Origin of the sequence: Streptomyces sp. NPDC057474 (assembly GCF_042802555.1) — a bacterium.
Lineage (GTDB): Bacteria > Actinomycetota > Actinomycetes > Streptomycetales > Streptomycetaceae > Streptomyces.
In genome coordinates, this window is sequence record NZ_JBHVDX010000156.1 from 1 (window position 1) to 24,197 (window position 24,197).

Below are 24,197 nucleotides of genomic sequence, written 5' to 3' on the forward strand. Positions count from 1 at the left end.
ACGAGGACGAGTCCTCGTCGGCCGCCCCGCTCAGAGCCTGCCCTCACCCCGCGGGTGGTCACACCCCGGAGGAGACCTCCGACTTGTCGGCGGCGTCAGCTTTTCCCTCTTCGGCCTCCAGCGCCTTGTTGCGGCGCACCGAGGACCAGAAGGACCAGGCGATCAGGATGACACCGATGGAGCCGGTGATGAACTCGTTGATCTCGTACTGGATGGTGACGAGGAGGATCGCGGCGAGGGCGCCGATCGCGTAGTGCGCGCCGTGCTCCAGGTACACGTAGTCGTCGAGGGTGCCCTGACGGACCAGGTACACGGTCAGCGACCGGACGTACATCGCGCCGATACCGAGGCCCAGCGCCATCAGGACGATGTCGTTGGTGATGGCGAAGGCGCCGATGACACCGTCGAAGGAGAACGACGCGTCCAGGACCTCCAGGTAGAGGAACATGAAGAACGCGGCCTTGCCCGCGAGGGCCACGGCCGAACGTGGCTTGCCCTCGCGTTCCGCCGCCTCCTCCTCCTCGTGCTCGCGCTCCTCCTCTTCCTCCAGCTTGTTCTCGAAGAAACCGGAGAGACCGCCGACGACGAGATAGGTGATGAGACCCGCGAGACCGGAGATCAGAACGGTCTGCGCCTTGTCGACATGGGCGCCGCCGTGCTGGTGGGCCTGGGTCGCGAAGGTCATCGAGGTGATCAGCAGGACGATCATCGCGATACAGGCCGACAGCATGTCGATCTTGCCGAGCTTGGACAGCGGACGCTCCAGCCAGCCCAGCCACTTGATGTCCCGGTCCTCGAAGATGAAGTCCAGGAAGATCATCAGCAGGAACATACCGCCGAAGGCCGCGATCGACGGGTGGGCGTCGGTCACGTACTGCTGGTACTGGTCCTTGTCGGTGAGCGCCAGGTCGACGGCCTCGATCGGACCCATTTTGGCGCTGATGGCGACGATGACGACAGGGAAGACCAGCCGCATACCGAAGACGGCGATCAGGATGCCGACGGTGAGGAAGATCTTCTGCCAGAAGGCATTCATCTTCTTCAGGATCCCGGCGTTGACCACCGCGTTGTCGAACGACAGCGAGATCTCCAGGACGGACAGGATCGCGACGACGCCGAACGCCGCCCATCCGCCGTAGAGAACCGCTGCAACCAAGCCGAGCGCGGTGACCGCGAACGACCAGCCGAAGGTTTTCAGAACCACTGGCTACCCAATCGTGTGTGTACGGGGTTCCCCCGCGCCGCGCGCGGCTTTACGAACTTTTGAACCCGAAGTCTAGTCGGGTACCCCTCGCACCCCACACGGCCCCGGCTTTTGCGCTTATAGCGCTACGAGACGTTCACACCGAAGTCGAGTGCGATGCCTCGCAGACCGGACGCGTACCCCTGTCCCACCGCTCGGAACTTCCACTCGCCGCCGTAGCGGTAGACCTCGCCGAAGATCATCGCGGTCTCCGTGGAGGCGTCCTCGGAGAGGTCGTAACGGGCGAGTTCCTGGCCGTCGGCCTGGTTGACGACGCGGATGAAGGCGTTGCTGACCTGGCCAAAGGCCTGGCCGCGGTTCTCGGCGTCGTGGATGGAGACCGGAAAGACGATCTTGTCGACGGTGGCCGGCACCCGGGAGAGGTCGATGATCAGCGACTCGTCGTCGCCGTCGCCCTCACCGGTGAGGTTGTCGCCGGTGTGCTCGACCGAGCCGTCGGGACTCTTGAGGTTGTTGTAGAAGACGAACCACTCGTCCCCCAGCACCCGGCCGCCCTGGCACAGCAGTGCGCTGGCGTCGAGGTCGAACGGGGCTCCGGTGGTGGTCCGAACGTCCCAGCCGAGCCCGACCAACACTTGAGTGAGGTTCGGCGCGGCCTTGGAGAGGGAGACATTTCCTCCCTTGGCGAGTGTGACGCCCATGGTGCTGGTCCTCCCCGATTTCGAGCTTCAGTTGCTCAACTGTTCAGTTGTCCTACGAGCGCGTCCGGCGCCGCGGTCGGTGACGACAGCGACGCCGGACGCGGTGAGTCCAGGGGGTCTTCCCCCGTGACTCAGACGTTCACACCGAAGTCCTGGGCGATGCCGCGCAGGCCCGAGGCGTAGCCCTGGCCGATGGCGCGGAACTTCCACTCGGCGCCGTGCCGGTACAGCTCGCCGAAGACCATCGCGGTCTCGGTGGAGGCGTCCTCGGAGAGGTCGTAGCGGGCGATCTCCGCCTCGCCCGCCTGGTTCACCACGCGGATGAAGGCGTTGCGGACCTGGCCGAAGGACTGCTGGCGGTTCTCGGCGTCGTAGATCGAGACCGGGAAGACGATCTTTTCGATCTCGGCCGGGACGGTCGCGAGGTTGACCTTGATCTGCTCGTCGTCGCCCTCGCCCTCACCGGTGATGTTGTCACCGGTGTGCTCGACCGAGCCTTCGGGGCTCTTCAGGTTGTTGAAGAAGATGAAGTTGGCGTCGCTGCTGACCTTGCCCGACGACTCGAGCAGTAGGGCGCTGGCGTCCAGGTCGAAGTCGGTGCCGGTGGTGGTGCGGATGTCCCACCCCAGACCGACGATGACCGCGGTCAGGCCCGGCGCCTCCTTGGTCAGCGATACGTTGCCGCCCTTGCTGAGGCTGACTCCCACGACGTCCTCCGTTTGGTTTCAGGGGCGGGGAGCCCCGTCGTGCGTTGGTATCGGATCAACGTGTCGATCCTAGTGACGGGTTCCCGTTCCCCGCAGGGCTTGGAACCGAAGAATCACAGGGTGTCGAGGGCCGCCAGGTACTCGTTCAGGTCGCGGGCGTCGGGCAGGGCGTTCACGACCGACCAGCGAACGACGCCCTCCTTGTCGACGATGAACGTGCCGCGTACCGCGCAGCCCTTGTCCGCGTCGAACACGCCGTACGCCCGGGAGACCTCACCGTGCGGCCAGAAGTCCGACAGCAGGGGGTAGTCCAGGTCCTCCTGCTCGGCGAAGACCCGCAGCGTGTGGATCGAGTCGTTCGACACCGCCAGCAGCTGCACGTCATCGTTCACGAACTTCGGCAGGTTGTCCCGCAGCTCGCACAGCTCCCCGGTGCAGACCCCGGTGAACGCGAACGGGTAGAAGAGCACCACCACGTTCTTCTCGCCCCGGAAGTCCGCGAGCCGCACGGTGGCCCCGTGGTTGTCCCTGAGCTCGAAGTCGGGAGCCTTGTCGCCGACCTGGATCGCCATGATTCTCCTGCGCCCCTTCCTGGTCTGTTCGGGTGACCCAGCCTACGCAGGAGAAACGGCGCGCCCCTGGAGGGGTGGCCCAGAAGGGGCCCCTCCAGGGGCGCGGGGAGCTGCGCGACAAGCCACGACGGAGCTGCGACCGCCGACACACAGAACCCTCCGAGCTCTCAGGCGTACCTGCCGAGCCGCAGTGGCAGCGTCATGTCACTTCTTCGACTTCGCCGCCTTCGGCGTCACCAACCGGCTGCCACTCCAGTCCTTGCCGACGCTGACGCTCTTCGACGCGGACAGCCCCGCGGTCGTCGCGGCTTCGGAGATGTCGCTGGGCTCCACATAGCCGTCCCGCCCGGTCTTGGGCGTCAGCAGCAGGATCGAGCCACCCTCCTCGATGTACGTGGTGGCATCCACCAGTACGTCGGTCAGGTCGCCGTCGTCGTCTCGGAACCACAGCACGACGGCATCGGCCACGTCGTCGTAGTCCTCGTCGACGAGCTCACTGCCTACGACTTCCTCGATGGACTCGCGGAGCTCCTGGTCGACATCGTCGTCGTAGCCGATCTCCTGGACCACCTGCTCGGGCTGGAACCCCAGCCTCGCGGCAGGGTTAGTCCGCTCCTCCGCGTGGTCCGCGGTCGCGCTCACGGGTTGCCTCCTGATCATGTTCGGGTGGGGTCGCCCCCTGGGTAATCAGCCACGCGCGTGCGCGAAGCTTGGCCGTAGTCCACACGGGCGGGACGGATCGCGCAAGTACCCAGCCTTCCAGACCGCCGAAACGGTGACGATCCGGGCCGTGTCACCGCAACTCTCTGCGCGGATTCACAGCTTCCCGTGACGCACACCACACCGTTATGCCCGTTTTGTGCATTCGGCAACCATCCGGGGGTACGAGCATCGAATACCTTTACTACCTTTGTCGAGCAAGTAACCGCACTGGTTACCTCTCGGTAGAGATGACGTTTGCGTCCCCGAGGTACACGATGGGGGACGGTGCAGACATCTGTGGAACACCCTGAAGAGCGGCCCTCTGACAGCTAAGGAACAGCGTGGCTTCCGGATCCGATCGCAATCCGATCATCATTGGCGGCCTTCCGAGTCAGGTCCCTGACTTCGATCCCGAGGAGACCCAGGAGTGGCTCGACTCGCTCGACGCCGCGGTGGACGAGCGCGGCCGTGAGCGCGCGCGCTACCTGATGCTCCGGCTCATCGAGCGGGCCCGCGAGAAGCGCGTGGCCGTGCCCGAGATGCGCAGCACGGACTACGTCAACACCATCCCGACCAAGGCCGAGCCGTTCTTCCCGGGCAACGAGGAGATCGAGCGGAAGATCCTCAACGCGACCCGGTGGAACGCCGCCGTGATGGTGTCGCGCGCCCAGCGCCCCGGTATCGGGGTCGGTGGCCACATCGCGACCTTCGCGTCCTCCGCCTCCCTCTACGACGTGGGCTTCAACCACTTCTTCCGCGGCAAGGAGGAGGGCGACGGCGGCGACCAGATCTTCTTCCAGGGCCACGCCTCCCCCGGCATCTACGCCCGCGCGTACATGCTGGACCGGCTCGACGACCAGCAGCTGGACGCCTTCCGCCAGGAGAAGTCGAAGGCGCCGTACGGCCTGTCGAGCTACCCGCACCCGCGGCTGATGCCGGACTTCTGGGAGTTCCCGACCGTGTCCATGGGCCTCGGCCCGCTGGGCGCGATCTTCCAGGCGCGGATGAACCGGTACATGGAGGCGCGCGGGATCGCGGACACCTCCAAGTCCCACGTCTGGGCGTTCCTCGGCGACGGCGAGATGGACGAGCCGGAGTCGCTCGGCCAGCTGTCGATCGCCGCGCGCGAGGGCCTGGACAACCTCACGTTCGTCGTCAACTGCAACCTCCAGCGCCTCGACGGGCCGGTGCGCGGCAACGGCAAGATCATCCAGGAGCTGGAGTCGCAGTTCCGCGGCGCCGGCTGGAACGTGATCAAGCTGGTCTGGGACCGCTCCTGGGACCCGCTGCTCGCACAGGACCGCGACGGTGTGCTGGTCAACCGCATGAACACCACTCCGGACGGCCAGTACCAGACGTACGCCACCGAGACCGGCGCGTACATCCGCGACCACTTCTTCGGTGACGACCAGCGGCTGCGCGCGATGGTCCAGAACATGACCGACGACCAGATCCTGCACCTGGGCCGCGGCGGTCACGACCACCGCAAGATCTACGCGGCGTACAAGGCGGCCCACGAGCACAAGGGCCAGCCGACGGTCATCCTGGCGAAGACGGTCAAGGGCTGGACGCTGGGCCCGAACTTCGAGGGCCGCAACGCCACGCACCAGATGAAGAAGCTGACGGTCGCCGACCTCAAGGGCTTCCGCGACCGCCTCCACCTGCCCATCTCCGACAAGGAGCTGGAGTCCGGCGCGCCGCCGTACTACCACCCCGGGCGGGACTCGGAGGAGATCCAGTACATGCACGACCGCCGCAAGGGGCTCGGCGGGTACGTCCCGACGCGGGTCGTGCGTGCGAAGCCGCTGCCGCTGCCCGAGGAGAAGACGTACGCGAGTGTGAAGAAGGGCTCCGGTCAGCAGTCGATCGCCACGACCATGGCGTTCGTACGACTGCTGAAGGACCTCATGCGGGACAAGGAGATCGGCAAGCGGTTCGTGCTGATCGCGCCCGACGAGTACCGCACCTTCGGTATGGACTCGTTCTTCCCGAGCGCGAAGATCTACAACCCCCTTGGCCAGCAGTACGAGGCGGTCGACCGCGATCTGCTGCTCGCCTACAAGGAGTCGCCGACGGGGCAGATGCTGCACGACGGCATCTCCGAGGCGGGCTGCACGGCCTCCCTGATCGCGGCCGGTTCGGCGTACGCCACGCACGGCGAGCCGCTCATCCCGGTCTACGTCTTCTACTCGATGTTCGGTTTCCAGCGCACCGGCGACCAGTTCTGGCAGATGGCCGACCAGCTGGCGCGCGGCTTCGTCCTGGGCGCGACCGCCGGCCGTACGACGCTGACCGGTGAGGGTCTCCAGCACGCGGACGGACACTCGCAGCTGCTCGCCTCGACGAACCCGGGCTGTGTCGCGTACGACCCGGCGTACGGGTACGAGATCGCGCACATCGTGAAGGACGGTCTGCGCCGGATGTACGGCGAGACCGCGGACGGCAAGCCGGGCGAGGACGTCTTCTACTACCTCACCGTCTACAACGAGCCGATCCAGCACCCGGCCGAGCCGGCGGACGTGGACGTGGAGGGCATCCTCAAGGGCATCCACCGCGTCAAGGCCGGCGAGTCGGGCTCGATCCCGGGGCAGATCATCGCCTCCGGTGTCGCGGTGCCGTGGGCGATCGAGGCGCAGCGGATCCTGGCCGCCGACTGGAACGTGAAGGCGGACGTCTGGTCGGCGACCTCCTGGAACGAGCTGCGCCGCGAGGCCGTCGAGGTGGAACGGCACAACCTGCTGCACCCCGAGGAGGAGCAGCGCGTGCCGTACGTGACGAAGAAGCTGAGCGGCGCCGAGGGGCCGTTCGTGGCCGTCTCCGACTGGATGCGGTCGGTGCCGGACCAGATCTCGCGGTGGGTGCCGGGCACGTACCAGTCGCTGGGCGCGGACGGCTTCGGCTTCGCGGACACGCGGGGCGCGGCCCGGCGCTTCTTCCACATCGACGCGCAGTCGATCGTGGTCGCGGTGCTGACCGAGCTGGCGCGCGAGGGCAAGGTCGACCGCTCGCTGCTGAAGCAGGCGATCGACCGCTACCAGCTGCTCGATGTGGCGGCGGCGGACCCGGGGGCGGCGGGCGGCGACGCGTAGCCGCTGCGCCCGGCTGAGCCGTCCAACACGGTCGGCGGTGTCAAGGGGTGGTGAACCGGTGGGTTCACCACCCCTTTCACGTTTTCTACTATGCGGCCATGAAACAGCGATCGGTCCCGGCGCAGGTGCGTTGGGAACAGCAGACTCAGCGGCCGTTGTTCGGCCTGGCCCTGGTGTTCGCCGTCGCGTACGCGGTGCCGATCGTCCGGCCGGACGCGGACGCCGAGGTGAAGTGGTGGTGCGAGGCCGCCGAGTGGGGGGTGTGGGGCGCGTTCGCGCTCGACTACGTCATCCGGCTCCTCCTCGCCGAGCGGCGGCGGGAGTTCGTACGGTCGCACTGGCTGGACCTGTGCGCGGTGCTGCTGCCGATGATCCAGCCGCTGCGGCTGCTGCGGGTGGTGGCGACGTTGCTGCTGGTGGGGCAGCGGGCGCGGATGGCCTCGCAGATAAGGCTCACGACGTACGTCGGCGGGGCGGTCGTCGGGCTTTTGATGTTCGGGTCGCTGGCGGTGCTGTCCGTGGAGCGGGACGCTCCCGGGGGCAACATCGACACGTTGGACGACGCGGTGTGGTGGTCGTTCACGACGATGACGACCGTGGGGTACGGGGACCATGCGCCGACCACCGGGCTGGGGCGGGTGCTGGCCGTCGGGCTGATGTTGTCGGGGATCGCGTTGCTGGGTGTGGTGACCGCGAATATCGCGGCCTGGTTCATAGCGCGGTTCGAGAAGGACGACGCGGAGGAGCGGCGGCAGACGGCGGCGATAGCGGAGCTGGCGGAGGAGGTTCGGTTGTTGCGGGCGGAGGTGGCGTCGTTGAAGTCTGTCGAGGGGGTGCCTGAGCAGCGCCGATGATCGTGGGGGCTTGGGTGCGTCCGCGGCTGCCGGTCCGTGGGGGTTGCTCGCGCAGTTCCCCGCGCCCCTGAACCCCGTTGCCCCTCACGCAGGCGGAAAAGGGGCCCTCGGCATTGGCTGCCGAGGGCCCTTGCCCTTTTCCCTCACTCCTGGATCAGAAGAGTCCGATCCCCGGAGTGGCCGTGCCCGCCAGCCAGATGATGGCCAGGACGGTGTCGATGGCACCCAGAACGACCGCGATGATCGCGGGGACGGGGCGGGCGCCGGACCAGGTGCGGTTCATGGCCAGCCAGCCGCAGAGGATCGCCACGGGGCCCAGGATGATGCCCAGGACGAAGAATCCAGCGATCGCGCAGATGACTCCGATGATCCCGAGGGTCGCGCGATCCGGCCCGCTCCGTGACCACATCCGGCCACGTGATCGGGGGTGCCTGCGCGTACCGTGTCCGAAGCCCGCCATCGTCAACAACTCCCTGAACCTCGCGGTCAGTTCGCGTACAGAACGGCGAGTACCCGTCCGGCGTGGTTGAAACCGGGGAGAGTTGGCGGAACTGTCTGCGCGCGCTGCCCCCCTCCGGCAGCGCGCCGCAGACCCCCGGGTCACTCCGCCGTCAACGACCATGCCGTGCGGAGGACTTGACCCAATGTGACCTGCGGCGCGTACCGGGTGGAAGCGATCTTTAGCGTTGTCACCCTGATAGGCGAACTCGGGCGGAAACCCGCGCGTGAAGCAGTGGCGGAGCTGTTAGATGTGCGCCGCTCCGGCACCCGCCTCGGCGTTCTCGCCACGCTTGGTCAGGAACGCCACGAGGACGGCGATCGCTGCCACACCGGCGGCGACGAGGGACGCCAGGCTCATGCCGGACATGAACGTGTCGTGCGCGACCGTGGCGATCTTCGCGGCGATCTCCAGCGGGGTGCCCTCGGCGACCGGGGGGACACCGACCTGGACGGCCTCGGAGGCCTGGCCGAGCTGAGCCTCGGTGAGCGGCGGGAGACCGGCGTCCGTCCAGTTGCCCGGCAGGTCGCCGTCGACCTTGGAGGCCATCACGCCACCCAGCACGGCCGTACCGAGGCTGCCACCGATCTGCATCGCGGCCTGCTGGAGACCACCGGCGACACCGGACAGCTCCAGGGGCGCGTTGCCGACGATGACCTCGGTGGCGCCGACCATCACCGGGGCGAGGCCGAGACCGAGGAGCGCGAACCAGAGCGACATCACGGCGCTGCCGGTGTCGGTCTCCAGCGTCGACATGCCGTACATGGCGATCGCGGTGAGGGCCATGCCGCCGGCCAGCGGGATGCGCGGTCCGGCCTTGGTGATCAGTGCGCCGGCCAGCGGCGAGCCGACGATCATCATGCCGGTGAGCGGCAGGAGGTGCAGACCCGCGTCGATGGGGCTCATCCCGTGCACGTTCTGGAGGTAGAACGTCACGAAGAACAGGCCGCCCATGAAGGCGATGGCCATCAGGACCATCAGGACGACACCCGCGGACAGGGGAACGGAACGGAAGAGGGCCAGCGGGATCAGCGGCTCCTTCACCTTCGTCTCCCAGAGGGCGAAGAGGGCGAAGAGGCCGATGGAGCCGACCAGGAAGGTCCAGGTCAGGCCGTCGCCCCAGCCCCACTCCGGGGCCTTGATGAGGGCCCAGACCAGGCAGAACATGGCTCCGGACAGCAGGGCGATGCCGAGGACGTCGAAGGAGCGCGGGGCGTTCTCGGCGCGGTGGTCCAGCAGGATCCAGGCGCCCAGGGCCACGGCGAGGATGCCGACGGGGACGTTGATCCAGAACACGGACTGCCAGCTGACGTTCTCGACCAGGAAGCCGCCGAGGATCGGGCCGCCCGCGGTGGAGGCGCCGATGACCATGCCCCAGATGCCGATCGCCATGTTCAGCTTCTCGGCGGGGAAGGTGGCGCGGAGCAGGCCGAGCGCGGCCGGCATCAGCAGCGCGCCGAACAGGCCCTGGAAGACCCGGAAGATCACCACGAAGGCGACCGAGTCCGACAGGCCGATGGCCCCGGAGGCGGCGGCGAAACCGACCACGCCTATGAGGAAGGTCTGGCGGTGGCCGAAGCGGTCGCCCAGCTTGCCCGCGGTGATGAGCGTGACCGCCAGCGCGAGGAAGTACGCGTTGGTGATCCACTGGACTTCGGCGAAGCTCGCCTTCAGGTCGTCCGCGATGACCGGGTTGGCGATCGCCACGATGGTGCCGTCGAGGGCGACCATCATGACGCCGACGGCCACGGTGAGGAGGGTGAACCAGGGATGGCCGCGCAGGCCCCGGCCCCGGTTCGTCGTCGGGTCCGACGGGACGACTGGCGCCTTGTCCCCCGGTCCCGTCTTGTCGACAGTGGTCTGACTAGTCATACGCGCGAGACTAATGACAGCCACTGACAGTTGACAAACCAGTTCACAAGTCGGTAACTGTCACGTCACTCGCCGCAGGGGCGGGTGGAGACGAGGGTTCATGGAGACGGCGGCGACGACGGCGGCGGAGCGGCCGGGACTGCGCGAGCGGAAGAAGCAGCGCACCCACGACGCACTGCTGCGGGCGGCCCTGGAGCTGTTCACGACCCAGGGGTACGAGGCGACGACGGTCGACGAGATCGCCGAGGCCGTCGATGTCTCGCAACGCACCTTCTTCCGCTACTTCGCGGGCAAGGAGGAGGCCGCCCTCGCGGTCATGGACCTCACCCAGGAGCACTTCCTGGCGGCCGTGCGCGCCCGGCCGGCGCACGAGGCGCCGCTGGAGGCGATGCGCAACGCCGTCCTGGAGGGCTGGGACGCCATCGGCGAGGCCGTCGACCGGGTCGTTCCCGTCGACCTCTATCTGCGCGCCTACGGCATGGTCGAGTCGACGCCCGCGCTGCTGGCCGCGCATCTGCGCCGCTCCGACGAGGTGGCGCGGGAGATCGAGCGGATCATCGCCGAGCGCGAGGGACTCGACCTGGACACCGACCCCCGGCCGCGGGTGGCGGTGGCCCTCTTCGGCGGGGTGATGCGGGTGACCGAACGCATGTGGGCCCTGGGCGGCGACCTCAGCAAGGACGCGATGCGCGAACTGACCGCCGCGCATCTGGACGCCGTACGGCCGTCACTGGCCGAGAAGTGGCGTATTGGCCGAAACGCGTAGGCAATGGCATCATCGGGACCTTCTCGGCGCACTGTACGGAACGGGCGTGATCGAAACGTGATCCCTCTCACTTGGTTAACGCGAGACCCTTCCGTTCTCTTAGTGTGTCCTTTCAGTGACTTCCTTCGACTCCTCCCCGCAACTGAACGTCTGGCGCGTACTGCTGGCGCTGGCCGTGGTTTTCGTGATGCTGGCGACCACCGGCTGGACCGCGATCCGCAGCCATCGCGAGGAGTCGCCGCTGCAGGCGTCGCTCTCCGCATGGCAGCGCGGAGAGCTCGACGGCCGTGAACTGCCGGACGCCGAATCGTCCCCGCACCGCCTGGCCGCCTTCTTCGCCTCGCTCACCGCGCATCAGCGCACCGGGCTCGCCCACCGCTATCCGCTGGCCGTCGGCAACATGAACGGGGCCCCCGTCGAACTGCGTTACCGGGCCAACCGCGTCGCGCTGAAGCAGCAGAGCAAGCGTGAACGCAAACGCATGCACGACCAGCGGCTCTCCGCGACCGGCCGGCACGAGGCCGGCCGCCGGATGCACCGCTTCGACATGCTCGCCGCGAAGCAGCGGCACATCCTCGCCTTCGACCCCCAGGGCAACGGCCGGGTCGCCGAGACCTTCGGCGACCTCGACAAGGCCGAGCGCGTCTCGGTCGTCGTCCCCGGCGTCGACACCAACGTCCTCAACTTCCAGCGCACCAACCGCCGGTACTCCGCGCCCGTCGGCATGGCCGAATCGCTCTACGACGCGGAGCGCGCGGCGAGCCCCGGGACGCGTACGGCCGTGATCGCCTGGGCCGACTACACCGCGCCCACCGGCCTCGGCCTCGACTCGGCCACCGCGCTCCGCGCCGAACAGGGCTCGGTCCGGCTGAACGCGCTGGTGCGGAGCCTGCCCGGCGGCTCCACCGTCGCGCTGGTGTGCCACAGCTACGGCTCGGTGGTGTGCGGGGTCGCCGCGCCCTCGCTGCCGTCGCGGGTCACCGACATCGCGGTCGCGGGCAGCCCCGGCATGCGCGCCGAGACGGTCGGCCGGCTGCGTACGGCGGCCCGGGTGTGGGCCATGCGGGACGCCGACGACTGGGTCCAGGACGTGCCCTACCTGGAGGTCGGCGGGCTCGGCCACGGCACCGACCCGGTCTCCTCGGAGTTCGGGGCGCGCATCCTGTCGGCGGCCGACGCCCGGGGGCACAGCGGCTATTTCGAGCCGGGCACCGACAGCCTGAACAACTTCGCCGAAATCGGCATCGGCGCATACGAGTCGGTGCGGTGTGCGCGGGAGGATGACGCGTGTCTGGCGGGTCTGTCCGACAGCGCTGCGGCCTGACGCGCGTAGAGGAGTGTAGAAAGTGCGGTTCGCCTCGGTCGGGACTTCCCCGCGTCGCACGCATACGATGAGCCGCATGGGTGACGTACTGGCCGGATTTCATGCCGCCTGGGAGTTCGAGTCCGACTCCGTGCTCATCCGCTTCGAACGGGGGATTCGCACGCCGAAGCTCTTCCAGGCACTCGGTGAGCGACGCGTCCCCCTGGAGGCGATCGCGGGGGTGACACTGACGCCCGGGAAACGGGGCACCGTCGTACTGCGTGCCGTGCCGCGGCCCGGCGCCGATCCGCTGATGGAAGCGGCGGCGGACCAGCTCAAGGAGGGCTCCGATCCGTACCGGCTGGTGCTGCCCGCCGAGCGGGAGACGCTCGCGGAGTACTACGCCGACGAGCTGCGGGCGCGGTTGACCGAGTCCGGGCCGGCCGAGCGGTTTCTCGTGGCGGCGCCCGAGGTGCCGTTGCAGTTCAAGGCGTACGACGGGAAGGCGTCGTTCGACGGGCGGTCCGTGTCGTTCCGGTGGTTCTGGACGGGGGCGTCGTCGGCGAAGTGGAAGGCCGGGGACCAGAGTTTCCCGGTCGGTGCGCTGAGCGGGGTCGAGTGGCGGTCGCCGGAGGTCTTCGAGGGGTATCTGCGGTTGCTGCGACGCACCTCCGGTGAGCAGCCGCCACAACCCGATCATGATCCCGCCGCTGTTGTGTTCGGGCTGGGGTACGGGCCGGTGCACGAGTCGTTGCCGTTCGCTGCGGCCGTGTTGGCGGCGGTGCGGTCGGCGGGGCCCGGGGGTGCGGCTCCGGCTGATGCCGGGCCTCGGCGGGATCCGGCCGACATCGCCGACCGGATCCGGCATCTTGGGGAGCTGCACGAGGCGGGGCTGGTGACCGATGAGGAGTTCAGTGTGAAGAAGGCGGAGTTGCTGGCTGAGCTTTAGTGTCCTGCGCCGGAAGTTCCTAGGCGGTTCCGGCTGAGCCGCGGACGGTCAACGCGCCTGGTCGGCGGCGGGAGTTCGACCGCCGAGACGAGGCAGATCTACCGACGGATTTCAGGCGCAGCGCATTAGCCACCCGCCGTTGGTGGGGAGCGCCGTTGTGCACTGCCGGTGCGTCGTGGCTCATCGCGCAGTTCCCCGCGCCCCTGAAAACGCTGCAGTACCCCCGCCCTGAAAAGCGCGCGCCGCCCCAACCCGAAATTGCTGCCCCTACTCCCTGCCTGCCGACGCGAAACGCATGTCCGCGTAGCGGTCTCCCGCCACCTTTGCCGCTATCGGGTCCAGTAGGGCCAGGTCGTCCTCGGTCAGGGCGAGGCGCGTGGCCGCCGCGTTCTCCTCCACCCGGCCCGGCCTGCGGGTGCCCGGGATGGGGACCACCGGAAGGCCGTGCAGGGAGGCCTGTTGCTGGACCCAGGCCAGGGCGATCTGGCCCAGGGAGGCGTTGTGGGTCTCGGCGACCTTGCGGATGGGGGCCAGGAGGGCCGCGTTGGCGGTGGCGTTGTCGCCGGTGAAGCGGGGCTGTTGACGGCGGAAGTCGTCGGGGGTGAGGTCCTCGGCCTTGGCGAAGGAACCGGTGAGGAAGCCACGGCCGAGCGGAGAGTAGGCGACGAGGGTGACGTCGAGGTCGCGGGCGGTGGGGACGACGTTCGCCTCGATGTCGCGGCTGAAGAGGGACCACTCGGACTGCAGGGCGGCGATGGGGTGCACGGCGTGGGCGGTGCGGAGTTCGGCGGCCGTGACCTCGCTGAGGCCCAGGTGCTTGACCTTGCCCTCGCGGACCAGGTCGGCCATGACGCCGACGGTCTCCTCGAGGGGGACGCTCACGTCGCGGCGGTGCATGTAGTAGAGGTCGATCACGTCGACGTCGAGGCGGCGCAGGCTCCCCTCGACGGACTCACGGATGTACGCCGCGTCGTTACGGATGATCCGCCTGGTCGGGTCGTCGGGGTCGATCGCCAGACCGAACTTGGTGGCGATGACGACGTCGTCACGGTGTGCCTTGAAGAAGGGGGAGAGGAACTTCTCGTTCTCCCCGGCGCCGTACGCGTGCGCCGTGTCGTAGAGCGTGACGCCCAGTTCCAGCGCGCGCTCCAGGGTGGCCCTGGACTCCGCCGCGTCCGAGGGGCCGTACGCGAAGCTCATGCCCATGCAGCCGAGGCCCTGTACGCCCACCTCGGGGCCGTCGGTCCCCAGCCGTGCCTTCGCGATCCTGCCGTCCGTCATGAGGCCCTCTCCGACGCCAGGGCCTGCCCGGCGTCAGCGTAGAAGTTGATCTTTCGGTCGAGCACGTTCAGGGTGTCCTGGAGCTCGGCGATCCGGGACAGGACGTCCTGCCTGGTCGCCTTGAGCAGCTCGAAGCGCTCGGTGTAGGTGTGGTCGCCCTCGCGCACCAGTTCCGCGTACCGGACCATGTCGGCGACCGGCATGCCGGTCAGCCGGAGCTTGCCGACGAGGTCGAGCCAGTCGAGGTCGCGGTTGCGGTAGCGGCGCTGCCCTGTGTGGGAGCGGTCGATGTGCGGCATCAGCCCGATCCGCTCGTACCAGCGCAGCGTGTGCGCCGTCAGGCCGGTGAGGTCGACGACCTCGCTGATCGTGTACCTGTCCTGCCCGTCCGGCCGTCGCGGCTTCAGCGGTGGACCGGCGCAACTGTCGGTACTGGCGGCACTCGTCGTGCTCGTCGCACTCGCGGCACTCGTCGTACTCGTGGTCTCCATCACCGTCATGCCCCCACGCTAAAACCTTGGAGTGCGCTCCAAGCAAGCGAATACGGTGAGAAAACACGAGGACGTGACGTGATCACACTGATTAGCGTGCCGGCATGACTCTCGTACGACGTGCCACGGTCAAGGACGCGGTGGAAGTGCTCCGGCTGCGCCAGGTGATGATCGACTCGATGGGGCCGCCGGGAGCGGGCGGTCCCACCGGCTGGCATGCCGAGTCCCTGCCCACCCTGCGCCGCCGACTCGCCGACCCCGAGGGGGATTTCGCGGCCTTCGTCGTCGACCGTCCGGAGCGGCCGGGCGCGCTCGCCGCGCTGGTGGTGGGGACGATCGACTACCGGATCGGGAAGGCCGGCAACCCGCGCGGCGCGGTCGGGCACGTCTTCAGCGTGGCCACCGACCCGGACTGCCGACGACAGGGCTACGCCCGTGCCTGCATGGAGGCCCTCGTCGACTGGTTCCGCGAGGTCGGCGCCGGATACGTCCATCTCACCGCCTCCCCCGACGCCGAGCCGCTGTACGCGTCGATGGGCTTCCGGCGCAGGCCGGACCCTCTGATGCAGCTGGACCTCTGAGCCGCTTAGGCTCGTCCGCATGTCACTGCAGAGCCTCGCCCTGATCGAAGACTGGCCGGTTCCCACGGCCGCCGCGGCCGTCGTACGGGCGGACGGGACCGTCCTCGGGACCCACGGTCCCCTCGGGCACCGCTTCCCGCTGGCCTCGGTCACCAAGCCGCTCGCCGCGTACGCCGTGCTGGTGGCGTACGAGGAGGGGGCGATCGAGCTGGACGAGGCGGCGGGGCCGACGGGGTCGACCGTGCGGCATCTGCTGGCGCACACCTCGGGGCTGGCCTTCGACGAGCACCGGGTGACGGCGGAGCCCGGGGTGCGGCGGCTGTACTCCAACGCCGGGTTCGAGGCGCTCGGGGACCATGTGGCCAAGGCGACGGACATCCCGTTCGCGGAGTACGCGCGGCAGGCGGTGCTGGAACCGCTGGGGATGACGTCCACCTCCCTCGACGGTTCCCCCGCGAAGGACGGCGTCTCGACCGTCGACGACCTGGTGCGGTTCGCGGCCGAGGTGCAGGCGCCCCGGCTGCTGGACCCGCGTACGGCCGCGGAGGCGATGACCGTGCAGTACCCGGGCACGAAGGGCGTCCTGCCGGGCTACGGGCACCAGAACCCCAACGACTGGGGGCTCGGCTTCGAGATCCGGGACTCCAAGGCACCGCACTGGACGGGGACTTCGTCGTCGCCGGGGACGTTCGGGCACTTCGGGCAGTCGGGCACGTTCCTGTGGATCGACCCCGTCGCCGGGGTGGCCTGTGTCGCGCTGACGGACCGGGCCTTCGGGCCATGGGCGGTCGAGGCCTGGACTCCGTTCACGGACGCTGTGCTCGCCGAGGTCGGGAACAGTGCCTGATTCGTGAAGGAAACGACAACTCTTCGACGGAAGCCGCGGGTGCCCGGCCTGAGCGGCCACTGGCACCGATCCGTCCGCTAGCCTCCCCGTGCACATCAGCCGCACAGCTTTCGGGGGAGAACGATGAGCGAGGTTCGAGCGGGCGGGCAGTTCCGGCCGTTGGAGGCCGGGGACCCGACGACCGTGGCGAGCTACCGGCTCTCGGCGCGGCTCGGCTCGGGCGGCATGGGCACGGTGTACCTGTCGTACACGCCGGGCGGGCACCCGATCGCGCTGAAGACGATCCGGCCCGAGCTGAGCGAGGACCCCGAGTTCCGCCGCCGGTTCAAGCAGGAGGTGCAGGCCGCCCAGCGCGTGCAGGGCCTGTACACCGCGCCCGTCCTCGACCACGACACCGAGGGCACGCAGCCGTGGCTGGCCACCGCCTATGTGCCCGGCCCGTCGCTGCACGCGGCGGTCGCCGAGCACGGCGCGCTGCCCCTGAACTCGGTCCTGCTGCTGCTCGCCGGGGTCGCGGAGGCGCTGTCGGTCATCCACGGCGCGGGCATCGTCCACCGCGACCTGAAGCCCTCCAACGTGCTGCTCGCCGCCGACGGGCCCCGTGTCATCGACTTCGGTATCGCGCGCGCCGCCGACGCCACCGCCCTGACCGGCACCGGCGTGTCCATCGGCACCCCGGCCTTCATGTCGCCGGAGCAGGCGGCCGGAAAGCCGGTCACGCCCGCGTCGGACGTGTTCGCGCTCGGCCAGGTGGCCGTGTTCGCGGCGCGCGGGTCCGGCGCGTACGGCGACGGTCCCTCGCATGCCGTGCTGTACCGGATCGTCCACGAGGAGCCCGACCTGAGCGGTCTCGCGGACGAACTCCGGTTCATCGAGCGCTGTCTGGCCAAGGACCCGGCCGACCGCCCTTCCCCCGCCGAGGTCGTCGCCCTCTGCCAGGAGGCGTCGGCCACCCCGCTGGTCCAGTCGGGCTCCTGGCTGCCGGAGGCGATCGGCGCCGACATCACCCGGCGGGTCTCGGCGTCGGCCGACCTGCTGGCCGAGCGAAACCAGGCCGCGGCGGCCGCCACGTCGGCGACCCTGCCCCCGCCGCCCACCGCGCCGGTGACGCAGGTGAGTTCGCCGTCCGTGGACCACGGCGCGCAGACGATGCACGCGGCCCCGACGATGCACTCCGGGCCGGTCACCCCGCCCCCGGCGGGCCCGCCGTCGACGCCGTACCACCCGCAGTCGGGGCCGCACACGGTGCCGACCGGGCACCAGGCGCCGTACCCGCAGCCGGGGGGCTGGCAGCAGCCGTACCCGCAGGGACATCCCCGCCCGCTGCCTCTTCCGCCGCCGCGCAACAACGTCGGCAAGTGGATCGGGATCGGCGTCGCGGCGGTGTTCGGTCTGGGACTGCTCGGCAGCTGCGCGTCGATCGTGCAGAGCATCACGGATTCATCGAGCGGCTCGTCCAGCGGTACGTCGACCGGCTCCGGCGGCAGCTCCGCCGAGTCCAAGCCGAAGTCCGACCCCAAGCCGGTCACGTTCAAGGGCGTCAACATCCCCGCGGACTACTACGTGCGCTTCGCGGACTCCCCGCCCGCGCCCGTCGGCGACGGCGACGCCCCCTACCGCGAGGACGCGGACCTCTACTACACGACGGACATGATCGTCGGCAAACAGGTGGGCAGCAGCAGCGACAAGGTCGTCCTGCTGAACAACTCCCAGAAGGGCTCCCTGGAGACCTGCCGGAGCGAGACCCGGTACACGGAGAACGTCAAGCTCGGTCAGCTCTCCAAGGGACTCCAGCTGTGTGTGCGCACCGACTCCGGTCACATCGGGCTGGTCACCTTCCAGGGCACGGCCCCCAGTGGCGACCCCAGCGACTACGTCTCCGTGGACATCACGGTGTGGCGGAACGCCGAGGAGCCGGTCACCGACTGACGGACCGTCACTCGCCGAGCTCCCAGACCAGCACCTCGGCCGGGCAGGAGAGGGCGACCAGCTCCAGTCCCTTCTCCTCCTCGGCCCGCACGGAGTCCCCGGGCTCCAGCTCATGCGGCCCGAGCCGCACGGCACCCCGTACGACGTGCACATACGCCCGCACCGCGTCCGGCACCGCGGTCCGCTCCCCCGCCGTGCCCAGCCGCCGGACGTGCAGCATGGCGCCCGCCTCGGAAACGGCGTACGGGGTGGAGTCGGCGATACCGCGGACGATCTCGTACGCGGGGTCGCCGCCCGGGTCCTGCGGGGCCAGCCACATCTGCACGAAGGTGAGCGGCTCGGCGCCGTCGTTGCGCTCGACATGCCGTACGCCGCCCGCCGAGCTGAGCCGCTGGACGTCGCCGGGGCGGACGACCGTCTCGTGGCCGGTGGTGTCACGGTGGGTCAGCTCGCCCTCGACGACCCAGGTGACGATCTCGGTGTGGCTGTGCGGATGCTCGTCGAACCCGGCGCCGGGGGCGAGCCGCTCCTCGTTGCAGGCGATCACCGCGCCGAAGCGGAGATTGTCCGGGTCGTAGTGCGAGTCGAAGGAGAAGGCGTGGAGCGAGGCGATGCCTGCCTCCCGATCCCCACCGGGGTAGCGCGTACCAGCGCGCCGTAGGTCCATCACGGCTCCAAGGTAGCCCCGGCCGGCATCATCCGGCCCGTCCGGCGTTTTGAGGACGAGGCCGTCAGGCCGAACGGGGGTCCGAGGGCGGCAGCCCCCAGCAGACGCACACCCGGCCCACGACCCTCCGGCGCAAGCCAGCGCAGCGATAAGGCAGTCTTGTCCCGTGCCCGAACCCGAAACCAGCAGGCCCGAATCCGCACCGCCCGTCCACGCGCACGTCGCGACCTTGAAGCGGCTGGAGAGGTCGTCCGGAAGCCTCGCCGCGCAGGCCATCGCGCGGATGGACGAGACGCTGCCCTGGTACCGGGCGATGCCGCCCGAGAACCGGTCGTGGATCGGGCTGGTCGCCCAGGCCGGTATCGCCGCGTTCACGGAGTGGTTCCGGCGTCCGGACGCCCCGCAGGCCATCTCGACGGATGTGTTCGGGACCGCGCCGCGTGAACTGACCCGGGCGATCACGCTCCGGCAGACCGTGGAGATGGTGCGCACGACCATCGAGGTCATGGAGTCCGCCATCGACGAGGTGGCCGCCCCCGGCGACGAGAGCGTGCTCCGCGAGGCCCTGCTCGTCTACGCGCGGGAGATCGCCTTCGCCACCGCGCAGGTGTACGCGCAGGCCGCCGAGGCACGCGGCGCCTGGGACGCCCGCCTGGAATCCCTGGTCGTGAACGCGGTGCTCAGCGGCGAGGCCGACGAGGGGGCGGTGAGCAGGGCCGCCGCGCTCGGCTGGAACTCGCCCGACCATGTCTGCGTGGTCCTCGGCACGGCCCCGGACGGCGACAGCGAGCTGACCGTGGAGGCCATCCGGCGCGCGGCCCGGCACGCCAAGCTGCAGGTGCTCACCGGTGTGCTGGGCGACCGGCTGGTGGTGATCGCCGGCGGCAACAACGACCCGTTGCAGGTCGCGAAGTCGCTGATCGGGCCGTATGCGGCGGGGCCGGTGGTGGCCGGGCCGATCGTGCCCGACCTGCTGGCCGCGACCCGGTCCGCGCAGGCGGCTGCAGCGGGACTCAAGGCCTGTACGGCGTGGCAGGACGCGCCGCGCCCCGTTCTGGCGGACGATCTGCTTCCGGAGCGCGCGATCGCGGGCGACCCCAGTGCGCGCGAGCAACTGGTGGAGGAGATCTACAGACCGCTGGAGGAGGCCGGCTCCGCTCTCCTGGAGACGCTCAGCGTCTATCTCGAACAAGCCTCAAGTCTTGAGGGCGCGGCCCGAATGCTGTTCGTCCATCCCAACACCGTGCGCTACCGGCTCCGACGTGTGACTGACGTCACCGGCTGGTCGCCCTCCGATGTACGCTCCGCCTTCACCTTGCGGATCGCGCTGATCCTGGGGCGTCTGGTGGATGGGGATCCTCAGCTCTAGGGTTTTGTCGGAGGGCTACAAAACCCCCTCGTGTTCTTCGTCCCTGTCCTCACGGGCGGCCGTAGCCGTCCCCAAGAGAGAGTGTGAGAGTGCTCGTACTCGTCGCTCCCGGCCAGGGCGCCCAGACGCCCGGCTTCCTGACTCCCTGGCTCGACCTCCCCGGTGCCGCCGACCGCCTCGGCGCGTGGTCGGACGCCATCGGGCTGGACCTCGCCCACTACGGCACCGAGGCCGACGCCGACGCGATCCGCGACACCGCCGTGGCCCAGCCGCTTCTCGTGGCGGCCGGACTGCTGTCCGCCGCCGCCCTGGGTGACGTAGTGCCCGGCGCGGTCGCCGGTCACAGCGTCGGCGAGATCACCGCCGCCACGTTCGCCGGTGTCCTCGACGACAAGGCCGCGCTGACCCTCGTGCGCAAGCGGGGCCTGGCCATGGCCGAGGCCGCCGCGATCACCGAGACCGGTATGTCCGCGCTGCTCGGCGGCGACCCCGAGGTGACGATCCCGCACCTGGAGAAGCTGGGGCTGACCCCGGCGAACGTGAACGGCGCGGGCCAGATCGTCGCCGCCGGCACCCTGGAGCAGTTGGCCGCCCTGGAGGCGGACAAGCCCGAGGGCGTCCGCCGCGTCGTGGCGCTGAAGGTCGCCGGCGCATTCCACACGCACCACATGGCCCCCGCCGTCGACACCCTCGCCAAGGCCGCCGAGGAGCTGTCACCCGGGGACCCCACGGTCACCTATGTCTCGAACAAGGACGGGCAGGCCGTCGCCACCGGCGCCGAGGTGCTCTCCCGTCTGGTCGGTCAGGTCGCCAACCCGGTCCGCTGGGACCTGTGCATGGAGACCTTCAAGGAGCTGGGCGTAACCGCGCTCGTCGAGGTGTGCCCCGGCGGCACGCTCACCGGTCTCGCCAAGCGCGCGCTGCCGGGCGTGCCGACAGTGGCGCTGAAGACACCCGACGACCTCGACGCCGCTCGCGCGCTCATCGCCGAGCACCTGAACTAGGAGCCCTGGAGCTATGTCGAAGATCAGGCCGAGCAAGGGCGCCCCGTACGCACGCATCCTCGGCGTGGGAGGTTACCGCCCGGTCCGGGTGGTGCCCAACGACGTGATCCTGGAGAAGATCGACTCGTCCGACGAGTGGATCCGCTCCCGCTCGGGCATCGAGACCCGGCACTGGGCGAACGACGAGGAGACCGTCGCCGCCATGTCGGTCGAGGCGTCCGGCAAGGCGATCGCCGACGCCGGGATCACCGCCGAGCAGATCGGCGCCGTCGTCGTCTCGACCGTCTCGCACTTCAGCCAGACCCCGGCCGTCGCCACCGAGATCGCCGACAAGCTCGGCACGAACAAGGCCGCCGCCTTCGACATCTCGGCCGGCTGCGCGGGCTTCGGCTACGGCCTGACGCTCGCCAAGGGCCTGGTCGTCGAGGGCTCGGCGGAGTACGTCCTCGTCATCGGTGTCGAGCGGCTGTCCGACCTGACCGACCTGGAGGACCGGGCCACGGCCTTCCTCTTCGGTGACGGCGCCGGCGCGGTCGTCGTCGGCCCCTCCCAGGAGCCGCACATCGGCCCGACGGTGTGGGGCTCCGAGGGCGACAAGTCCGGAACGATCAAGCAGACGGTCCCGTGGAACGAGTACCGGATCGGTGACCTCGAAAAGCTCCCGCTCGACAGCGAGGGCAATGTCAAGTTCCCTGCGATCACGCAGGAGGGCCAGGCGGTGTTCCGCTGGGCCGTGTTCGAGATGGCGAAGGTCGCGCAGCAGGCGCTTGACGCGGCCGGGATCGGCTCGGACGATCTGGACGTCTTCATTCCCCACCAGGCCAACGAGCGGATCATCGACTCGATGGTGAAGACACTCAAGCTGCCGGAACACGTCACGGTCGCGCGTGACGTGCGCACCACCGGCAACACCTCGGCCGCCTCGATCCCGCTCGCGATGGAGCGGCTCCTGGCGACCGGTGAGGCGAAGAGCGGCGACACCGCGCTCGTCATCGGCTTCGGGGCGGGTCTCGTGTACGCCGCGACGGTCGTTACCCTCCCCTAGGCACCGCTGCCGGATCCCTGTGGTCCGGCGCGGGAAAACGCACAACCTGCCGCTGACGCGGCGGGCCGCCAACCTCTGGAAACTACGAAGGAGCGCCTGACATGGCCGCCACCCAGGAAGAGATCGTCGCCGGTCTCGCCGACATCGTGAACGAGATCGCCGGCATCCCGGTCGAGGACGTCCAGCTGGACAAGTCCTTCACCGACGACCTGGACGTCGACTCCCTGTCCATGGTCGAGGTCGTCGTCGCCGCCGAAGAGCGCTTCGACGTCAAGATCCCGGACGACGACGTCAAGAACCTCAAGACGGTCGGCGACGCGACCGACTACATCCTGAAGCACCAGGCCTGATCCGCGGATCGGGTCGGACCGGTCACTGACCGGCCCGTTTGCCCCGCCACCCGGCGGTGGCGCCGCTGAATCCTCGTAACCGTTGGAGAAAATTCCCGTGAGCTCGACCAATCGCACCGTGGTCGTCACCGGTATCGGCGCAACCACACCGCTGGGTGGCGACGCGACTTCCACCTGGGAGGGGCTGGTCGCCGGCAGGTCCGGCGTCGGTCCCCTGGAGCAGGACTGGGCCGCCGACCAGGCGGTCCGTATCGCCGCGCAGATCGCCGTGGAGCCGTCCGAGGTCATTCCCCGGCCGCAGGCCCGCCGTCTGGACCGCTCGGCGCAGTTCGCGCTGATCGCGGCCAAGGAGGCGTGGGCCGACGCCGGTTACACGGAGACCTCGGCCGACGAGGGCACCGTCGACGCGGACCGCGTCGGCGCGGTCATCGCCTCCGGCATCGGCGGTGTGACGACGCTGCTGGACCAGTACGACGTGCTGAAGGAGAAGGGCGTACGCCGCGTCTCCCCGCACACCGTGCCCATGCTGATGCCCAACGGCCCGTCCGCCAACGTCGGTCTGTACGTCGGCGCGCGCGCCGGTGTGCACACCCCGGTCTCCGCCTGCGCGTCGGGCGCCGAGGCCATCGGCTACGCCATCGAGATGATCCGCACCGGCCGCGCCGACGTCGTGATCGCCGGTGGCACCGAGGCCGCCATCCACCCGCTGCCGATCGCCGCGTTCGGCAACATGATGGCGATGTCCAAGAACAACGAGGACCCGCAGGGCGCCTCCCGTCCGTACGACACCGGCCGTGACGGCTTCGTCCTCGGCGAGGGTGCCGGTGTCGTCGTCCTGGAGTCGGCCGAACACGCGGCGGCGCGGGGTGCCCGGGTCTACGCCGAGGCCGTGGGCCAGGGCATCTCCGCCGACGGCCACGACATCGTGCAGCCGGAGCCGGAGGGGCGGGGTATCGCCCAGGCCCTGAAGCACCTGCTGGAGAGCACCGACCTGGACCCGGCGGAGATCGTGCACGTCAACGCGCACGGGACGTCGACGCCGGCCGGTGACATCGCCGAGCTGAAGGCGCTGCGGAAGGTGTTCGGTGACGACACCGACCACTTCGCGGTGTCCGCGACGAAGTCCATGACCGGGCATCTGCTCGGCGGTGCCGGTGGGGTGGAGACGGTGGCGACGGTGCTCGCGCTGTACCACCGGGTGGCTCCGCCGACGATCAATGTGAACGACCTCGACCCCGAGGCCGAGGCCAACGCCGACATCGTGCGGGGCGAGGCCCGCAAGCTGCCGGTCGAGGGCCGCATCGCCGCCCTGAACGACTCGTTCGGGTTCGGCGGGCACAACGTGGTGCTGGCGTTCAGGACGGTCTGAGGCCGTCGTAGTCGTACGAACGTGAAGGGCCCCCACCGTCCGGTGG

23 protein-coding genes are annotated in these 24,197 nt (G+C 69.5%); 13 read left to right on the forward strand and 10 right to left on the reverse strand.

Annotated features, from left to right (window positions below):
- Positions 1-58: 58 nt before the first annotated feature.
- The 5 genes from ACFU53_RS32775 to ACFU53_RS32795 form a co-directional block, all read right to left on the reverse strand.
- The gene (locus ACFU53_RS32775) at positions 59-1,204 is read right to left on the reverse strand and encodes a DUF475 domain-containing protein (RefSeq protein ID WP_384000582.1); all 1,146 of its coding nucleotides are present in this window, start codon (positions 1,202-1,204) and stop codon (positions 59-61) included.
- Between the two features lie 125 nt (positions 1,205-1,329).
- Entirely contained in the window at positions 1,330-1,905 is a 576-nt protein-coding gene (locus ACFU53_RS32780) for a TerD family protein (protein ID WP_033527290.1), read from the reverse strand.
- A gap of 131 nt (positions 1,906-2,036) precedes the next feature.
- Positions 2,037-2,612, reverse strand: coding sequence for a calcium homeostasis/redox stress adaptation protein (locus ACFU53_RS32785; protein ID WP_384000586.1), 576 nt, complete (start codon positions 2,610-2,612; stop codon positions 2,037-2,039).
- A 113-nt stretch (positions 2,613-2,725) separates the two neighbouring features.
- Positions 2,726-3,184: a peroxiredoxin gene (locus ACFU53_RS32790; protein WP_384000589.1), complete on the reverse strand. Its 459-nt coding sequence runs from the start codon at positions 3,182-3,184 to the stop codon at positions 2,726-2,728.
- A gap of 204 nt (positions 3,185-3,388) precedes the next feature.
- A complete protein-coding gene (locus ACFU53_RS32795) occupies positions 3,389-3,826 on the reverse strand; it encodes a DUF3052 domain-containing protein (RefSeq protein ID WP_020115348.1) in 438 nt (145 codons plus the stop codon).
- 401 nt (positions 3,827-4,227) lie between these two features.
- Here ACFU53_RS32795 and aceE point away from each other — a divergent pair, with 401 nt between their 5' ends.
- The gene (gene aceE / locus ACFU53_RS32800) at positions 4,228-6,975 is read left to right on the forward strand and encodes a pyruvate dehydrogenase (acetyl-transferring), homodimeric type (protein ID WP_384000592.1); all 2,748 of its coding nucleotides are present in this window, start codon (positions 4,228-4,230) and stop codon (positions 6,973-6,975) included.
- Positions 6,976-7,073: 98 nt separating this feature from the next.
- On the forward strand, positions 7,074-7,829 hold the full coding sequence (locus ACFU53_RS32805) for a potassium channel family protein (protein ID WP_384000595.1): 756 nt from the start codon (positions 7,074-7,076) through the stop codon (positions 7,827-7,829).
- Positions 7,830-7,983: 154 nt separating this feature from the next.
- On the opposite strand, the gene ACFU53_RS32810 is transcribed toward ACFU53_RS32805, so the two are convergent.
- Together ACFU53_RS32810 and ACFU53_RS32815 are read right to left on the reverse strand one after the other, a co-directional pair.
- Positions 7,984-8,289, reverse strand: coding sequence for a small hydrophobic protein (locus ACFU53_RS32810; RefSeq protein ID WP_384000598.1), 306 nt, complete (start codon positions 8,287-8,289; stop codon positions 7,984-7,986).
- Between the two features lie 285 nt (positions 8,290-8,574).
- Positions 8,575-10,200, reverse strand: a complete 1,626-nt coding sequence (locus ACFU53_RS32815) for an MFS transporter (RefSeq protein WP_384000601.1) — start codon at positions 10,198-10,200, stop codon at positions 8,575-8,577.
- 100 nt (positions 10,201-10,300) lie between these two features.
- On the opposite strand from ACFU53_RS32815, the gene ACFU53_RS32820 reads away from it, so the two are divergent.
- From ACFU53_RS32820 to ACFU53_RS32830, 3 genes are all read left to right on the forward strand, one after another.
- Complete coding sequence (locus ACFU53_RS32820) at positions 10,301-10,966, forward strand: TetR/AcrR family transcriptional regulator (RefSeq protein ID WP_384000604.1); 666 nt, start codon at positions 10,301-10,303, stop codon at positions 10,964-10,966.
- 115 nt (positions 10,967-11,081) lie between these two features.
- Positions 11,082-12,290, forward strand: coding sequence for an alpha/beta hydrolase (locus ACFU53_RS32825; RefSeq protein WP_384000606.1), 1,209 nt, complete (start codon positions 11,082-11,084; stop codon positions 12,288-12,290).
- Positions 12,291-12,366: 76 nt separating this feature from the next.
- Entirely contained in the window at positions 12,367-13,218 is an 852-nt protein-coding gene (locus ACFU53_RS32830) for a DUF4429 domain-containing protein (protein ID WP_384000608.1), read from the forward strand.
- A 267-nt stretch (positions 13,219-13,485) separates the two neighbouring features.
- Here ACFU53_RS32830 and ACFU53_RS32835 read toward each other — a convergent pair whose 3' ends face one another.
- Together ACFU53_RS32835 and ACFU53_RS32840 are read right to left on the reverse strand one after the other, a co-directional pair.
- Positions 13,486-14,499, reverse strand: a complete 1,014-nt coding sequence (locus ACFU53_RS32835; RefSeq protein ID WP_384000611.1) for an aldo/keto reductase — start codon at positions 14,497-14,499, stop codon at positions 13,486-13,488.
- Positions 14,496-14,999: a MerR family transcriptional regulator gene (locus ACFU53_RS32840; protein WP_384000614.1), complete on the reverse strand. Its 504-nt coding sequence runs from the start codon at positions 14,997-14,999 to the stop codon at positions 14,496-14,498. Before ACFU53_RS32840 ends, ACFU53_RS32835 begins: the two co-directional genes overlap by 4 nt.
- A gap of 95 nt (positions 15,000-15,094) precedes the next feature.
- Between ACFU53_RS32840 and ACFU53_RS32845 the strand changes: the two genes are divergently transcribed.
- The 3 genes from ACFU53_RS32845 to ACFU53_RS32855 all read left to right on the forward strand — a co-directional run bounded on the left by ACFU53_RS32845 (position 15,095) and on the right by ACFU53_RS32855 (position 18,347).
- The gene (locus tag ACFU53_RS32845) at positions 15,095-15,571 is read left to right on the forward strand and encodes a GNAT family N-acetyltransferase (RefSeq protein WP_384000616.1); all 477 of its coding nucleotides are present in this window, start codon (positions 15,095-15,097) and stop codon (positions 15,569-15,571) included.
- Positions 15,572-15,590: 19 nt separating this feature from the next.
- A complete protein-coding gene (locus tag ACFU53_RS32850) occupies positions 15,591-16,418 on the forward strand; it encodes a serine hydrolase domain-containing protein (protein ID WP_384000619.1) in 828 nt (275 codons plus the stop codon).
- A gap of 123 nt (positions 16,419-16,541) precedes the next feature.
- Positions 16,542-18,347: a serine/threonine-protein kinase gene (locus ACFU53_RS32855; protein WP_384000622.1), complete on the forward strand. Its 1,806-nt coding sequence runs from the start codon at positions 16,542-16,544 to the stop codon at positions 18,345-18,347.
- Between the two features lie 7 nt (positions 18,348-18,354).
- On the opposite strand, the gene ACFU53_RS32860 is transcribed toward ACFU53_RS32855, so the two are convergent.
- Positions 18,355-19,014 (reverse strand): pirin family protein, encoded by a 660-nt coding sequence (locus ACFU53_RS32860; RefSeq protein ID WP_384000638.1) that lies wholly within the window; start codon positions 19,012-19,014, stop codon positions 18,355-18,357.
- Between the two features lie 166 nt (positions 19,015-19,180).
- Here ACFU53_RS32860 and fasR point away from each other — a divergent pair, with 166 nt between their 5' ends.
- The 5 genes from fasR to fabF all read left to right on the forward strand — a co-directional run bounded on the left by fasR (position 19,181) and on the right by fabF (position 24,151).
- A complete protein-coding gene (gene fasR / locus ACFU53_RS32865; protein ID WP_384000625.1) occupies positions 19,181-20,383 on the forward strand; it encodes a fatty acid biosynthesis transcriptional regulator FasR in 1,203 nt (400 codons plus the stop codon).
- A gap of 89 nt (positions 20,384-20,472) precedes the next feature.
- Entirely contained in the window at positions 20,473-21,387 is a 915-nt protein-coding gene (locus ACFU53_RS32870) for an ACP S-malonyltransferase (RefSeq protein WP_384000628.1), read from the forward strand.
- 13 nt (positions 21,388-21,400) lie between these two features.
- A complete protein-coding gene (locus ACFU53_RS32875) occupies positions 21,401-22,432 on the forward strand; it encodes a ketoacyl-ACP synthase III (protein WP_384000631.1) in 1,032 nt (343 codons plus the stop codon).
- A gap of 101 nt (positions 22,433-22,533) precedes the next feature.
- Positions 22,534-22,782, forward strand: a complete 249-nt coding sequence (locus tag ACFU53_RS32880) for an acyl carrier protein (protein ID WP_007381745.1) — start codon at positions 22,534-22,536, stop codon at positions 22,780-22,782.
- Positions 22,783-22,879: 97 nt separating this feature from the next.
- Entirely contained in the window at positions 22,880-24,151 is a 1,272-nt protein-coding gene (gene fabF / locus ACFU53_RS32885; protein WP_384000635.1) for a beta-ketoacyl-ACP synthase II, read from the forward strand.
- Positions 24,152-24,197: the final 46 nt, after the last annotated feature.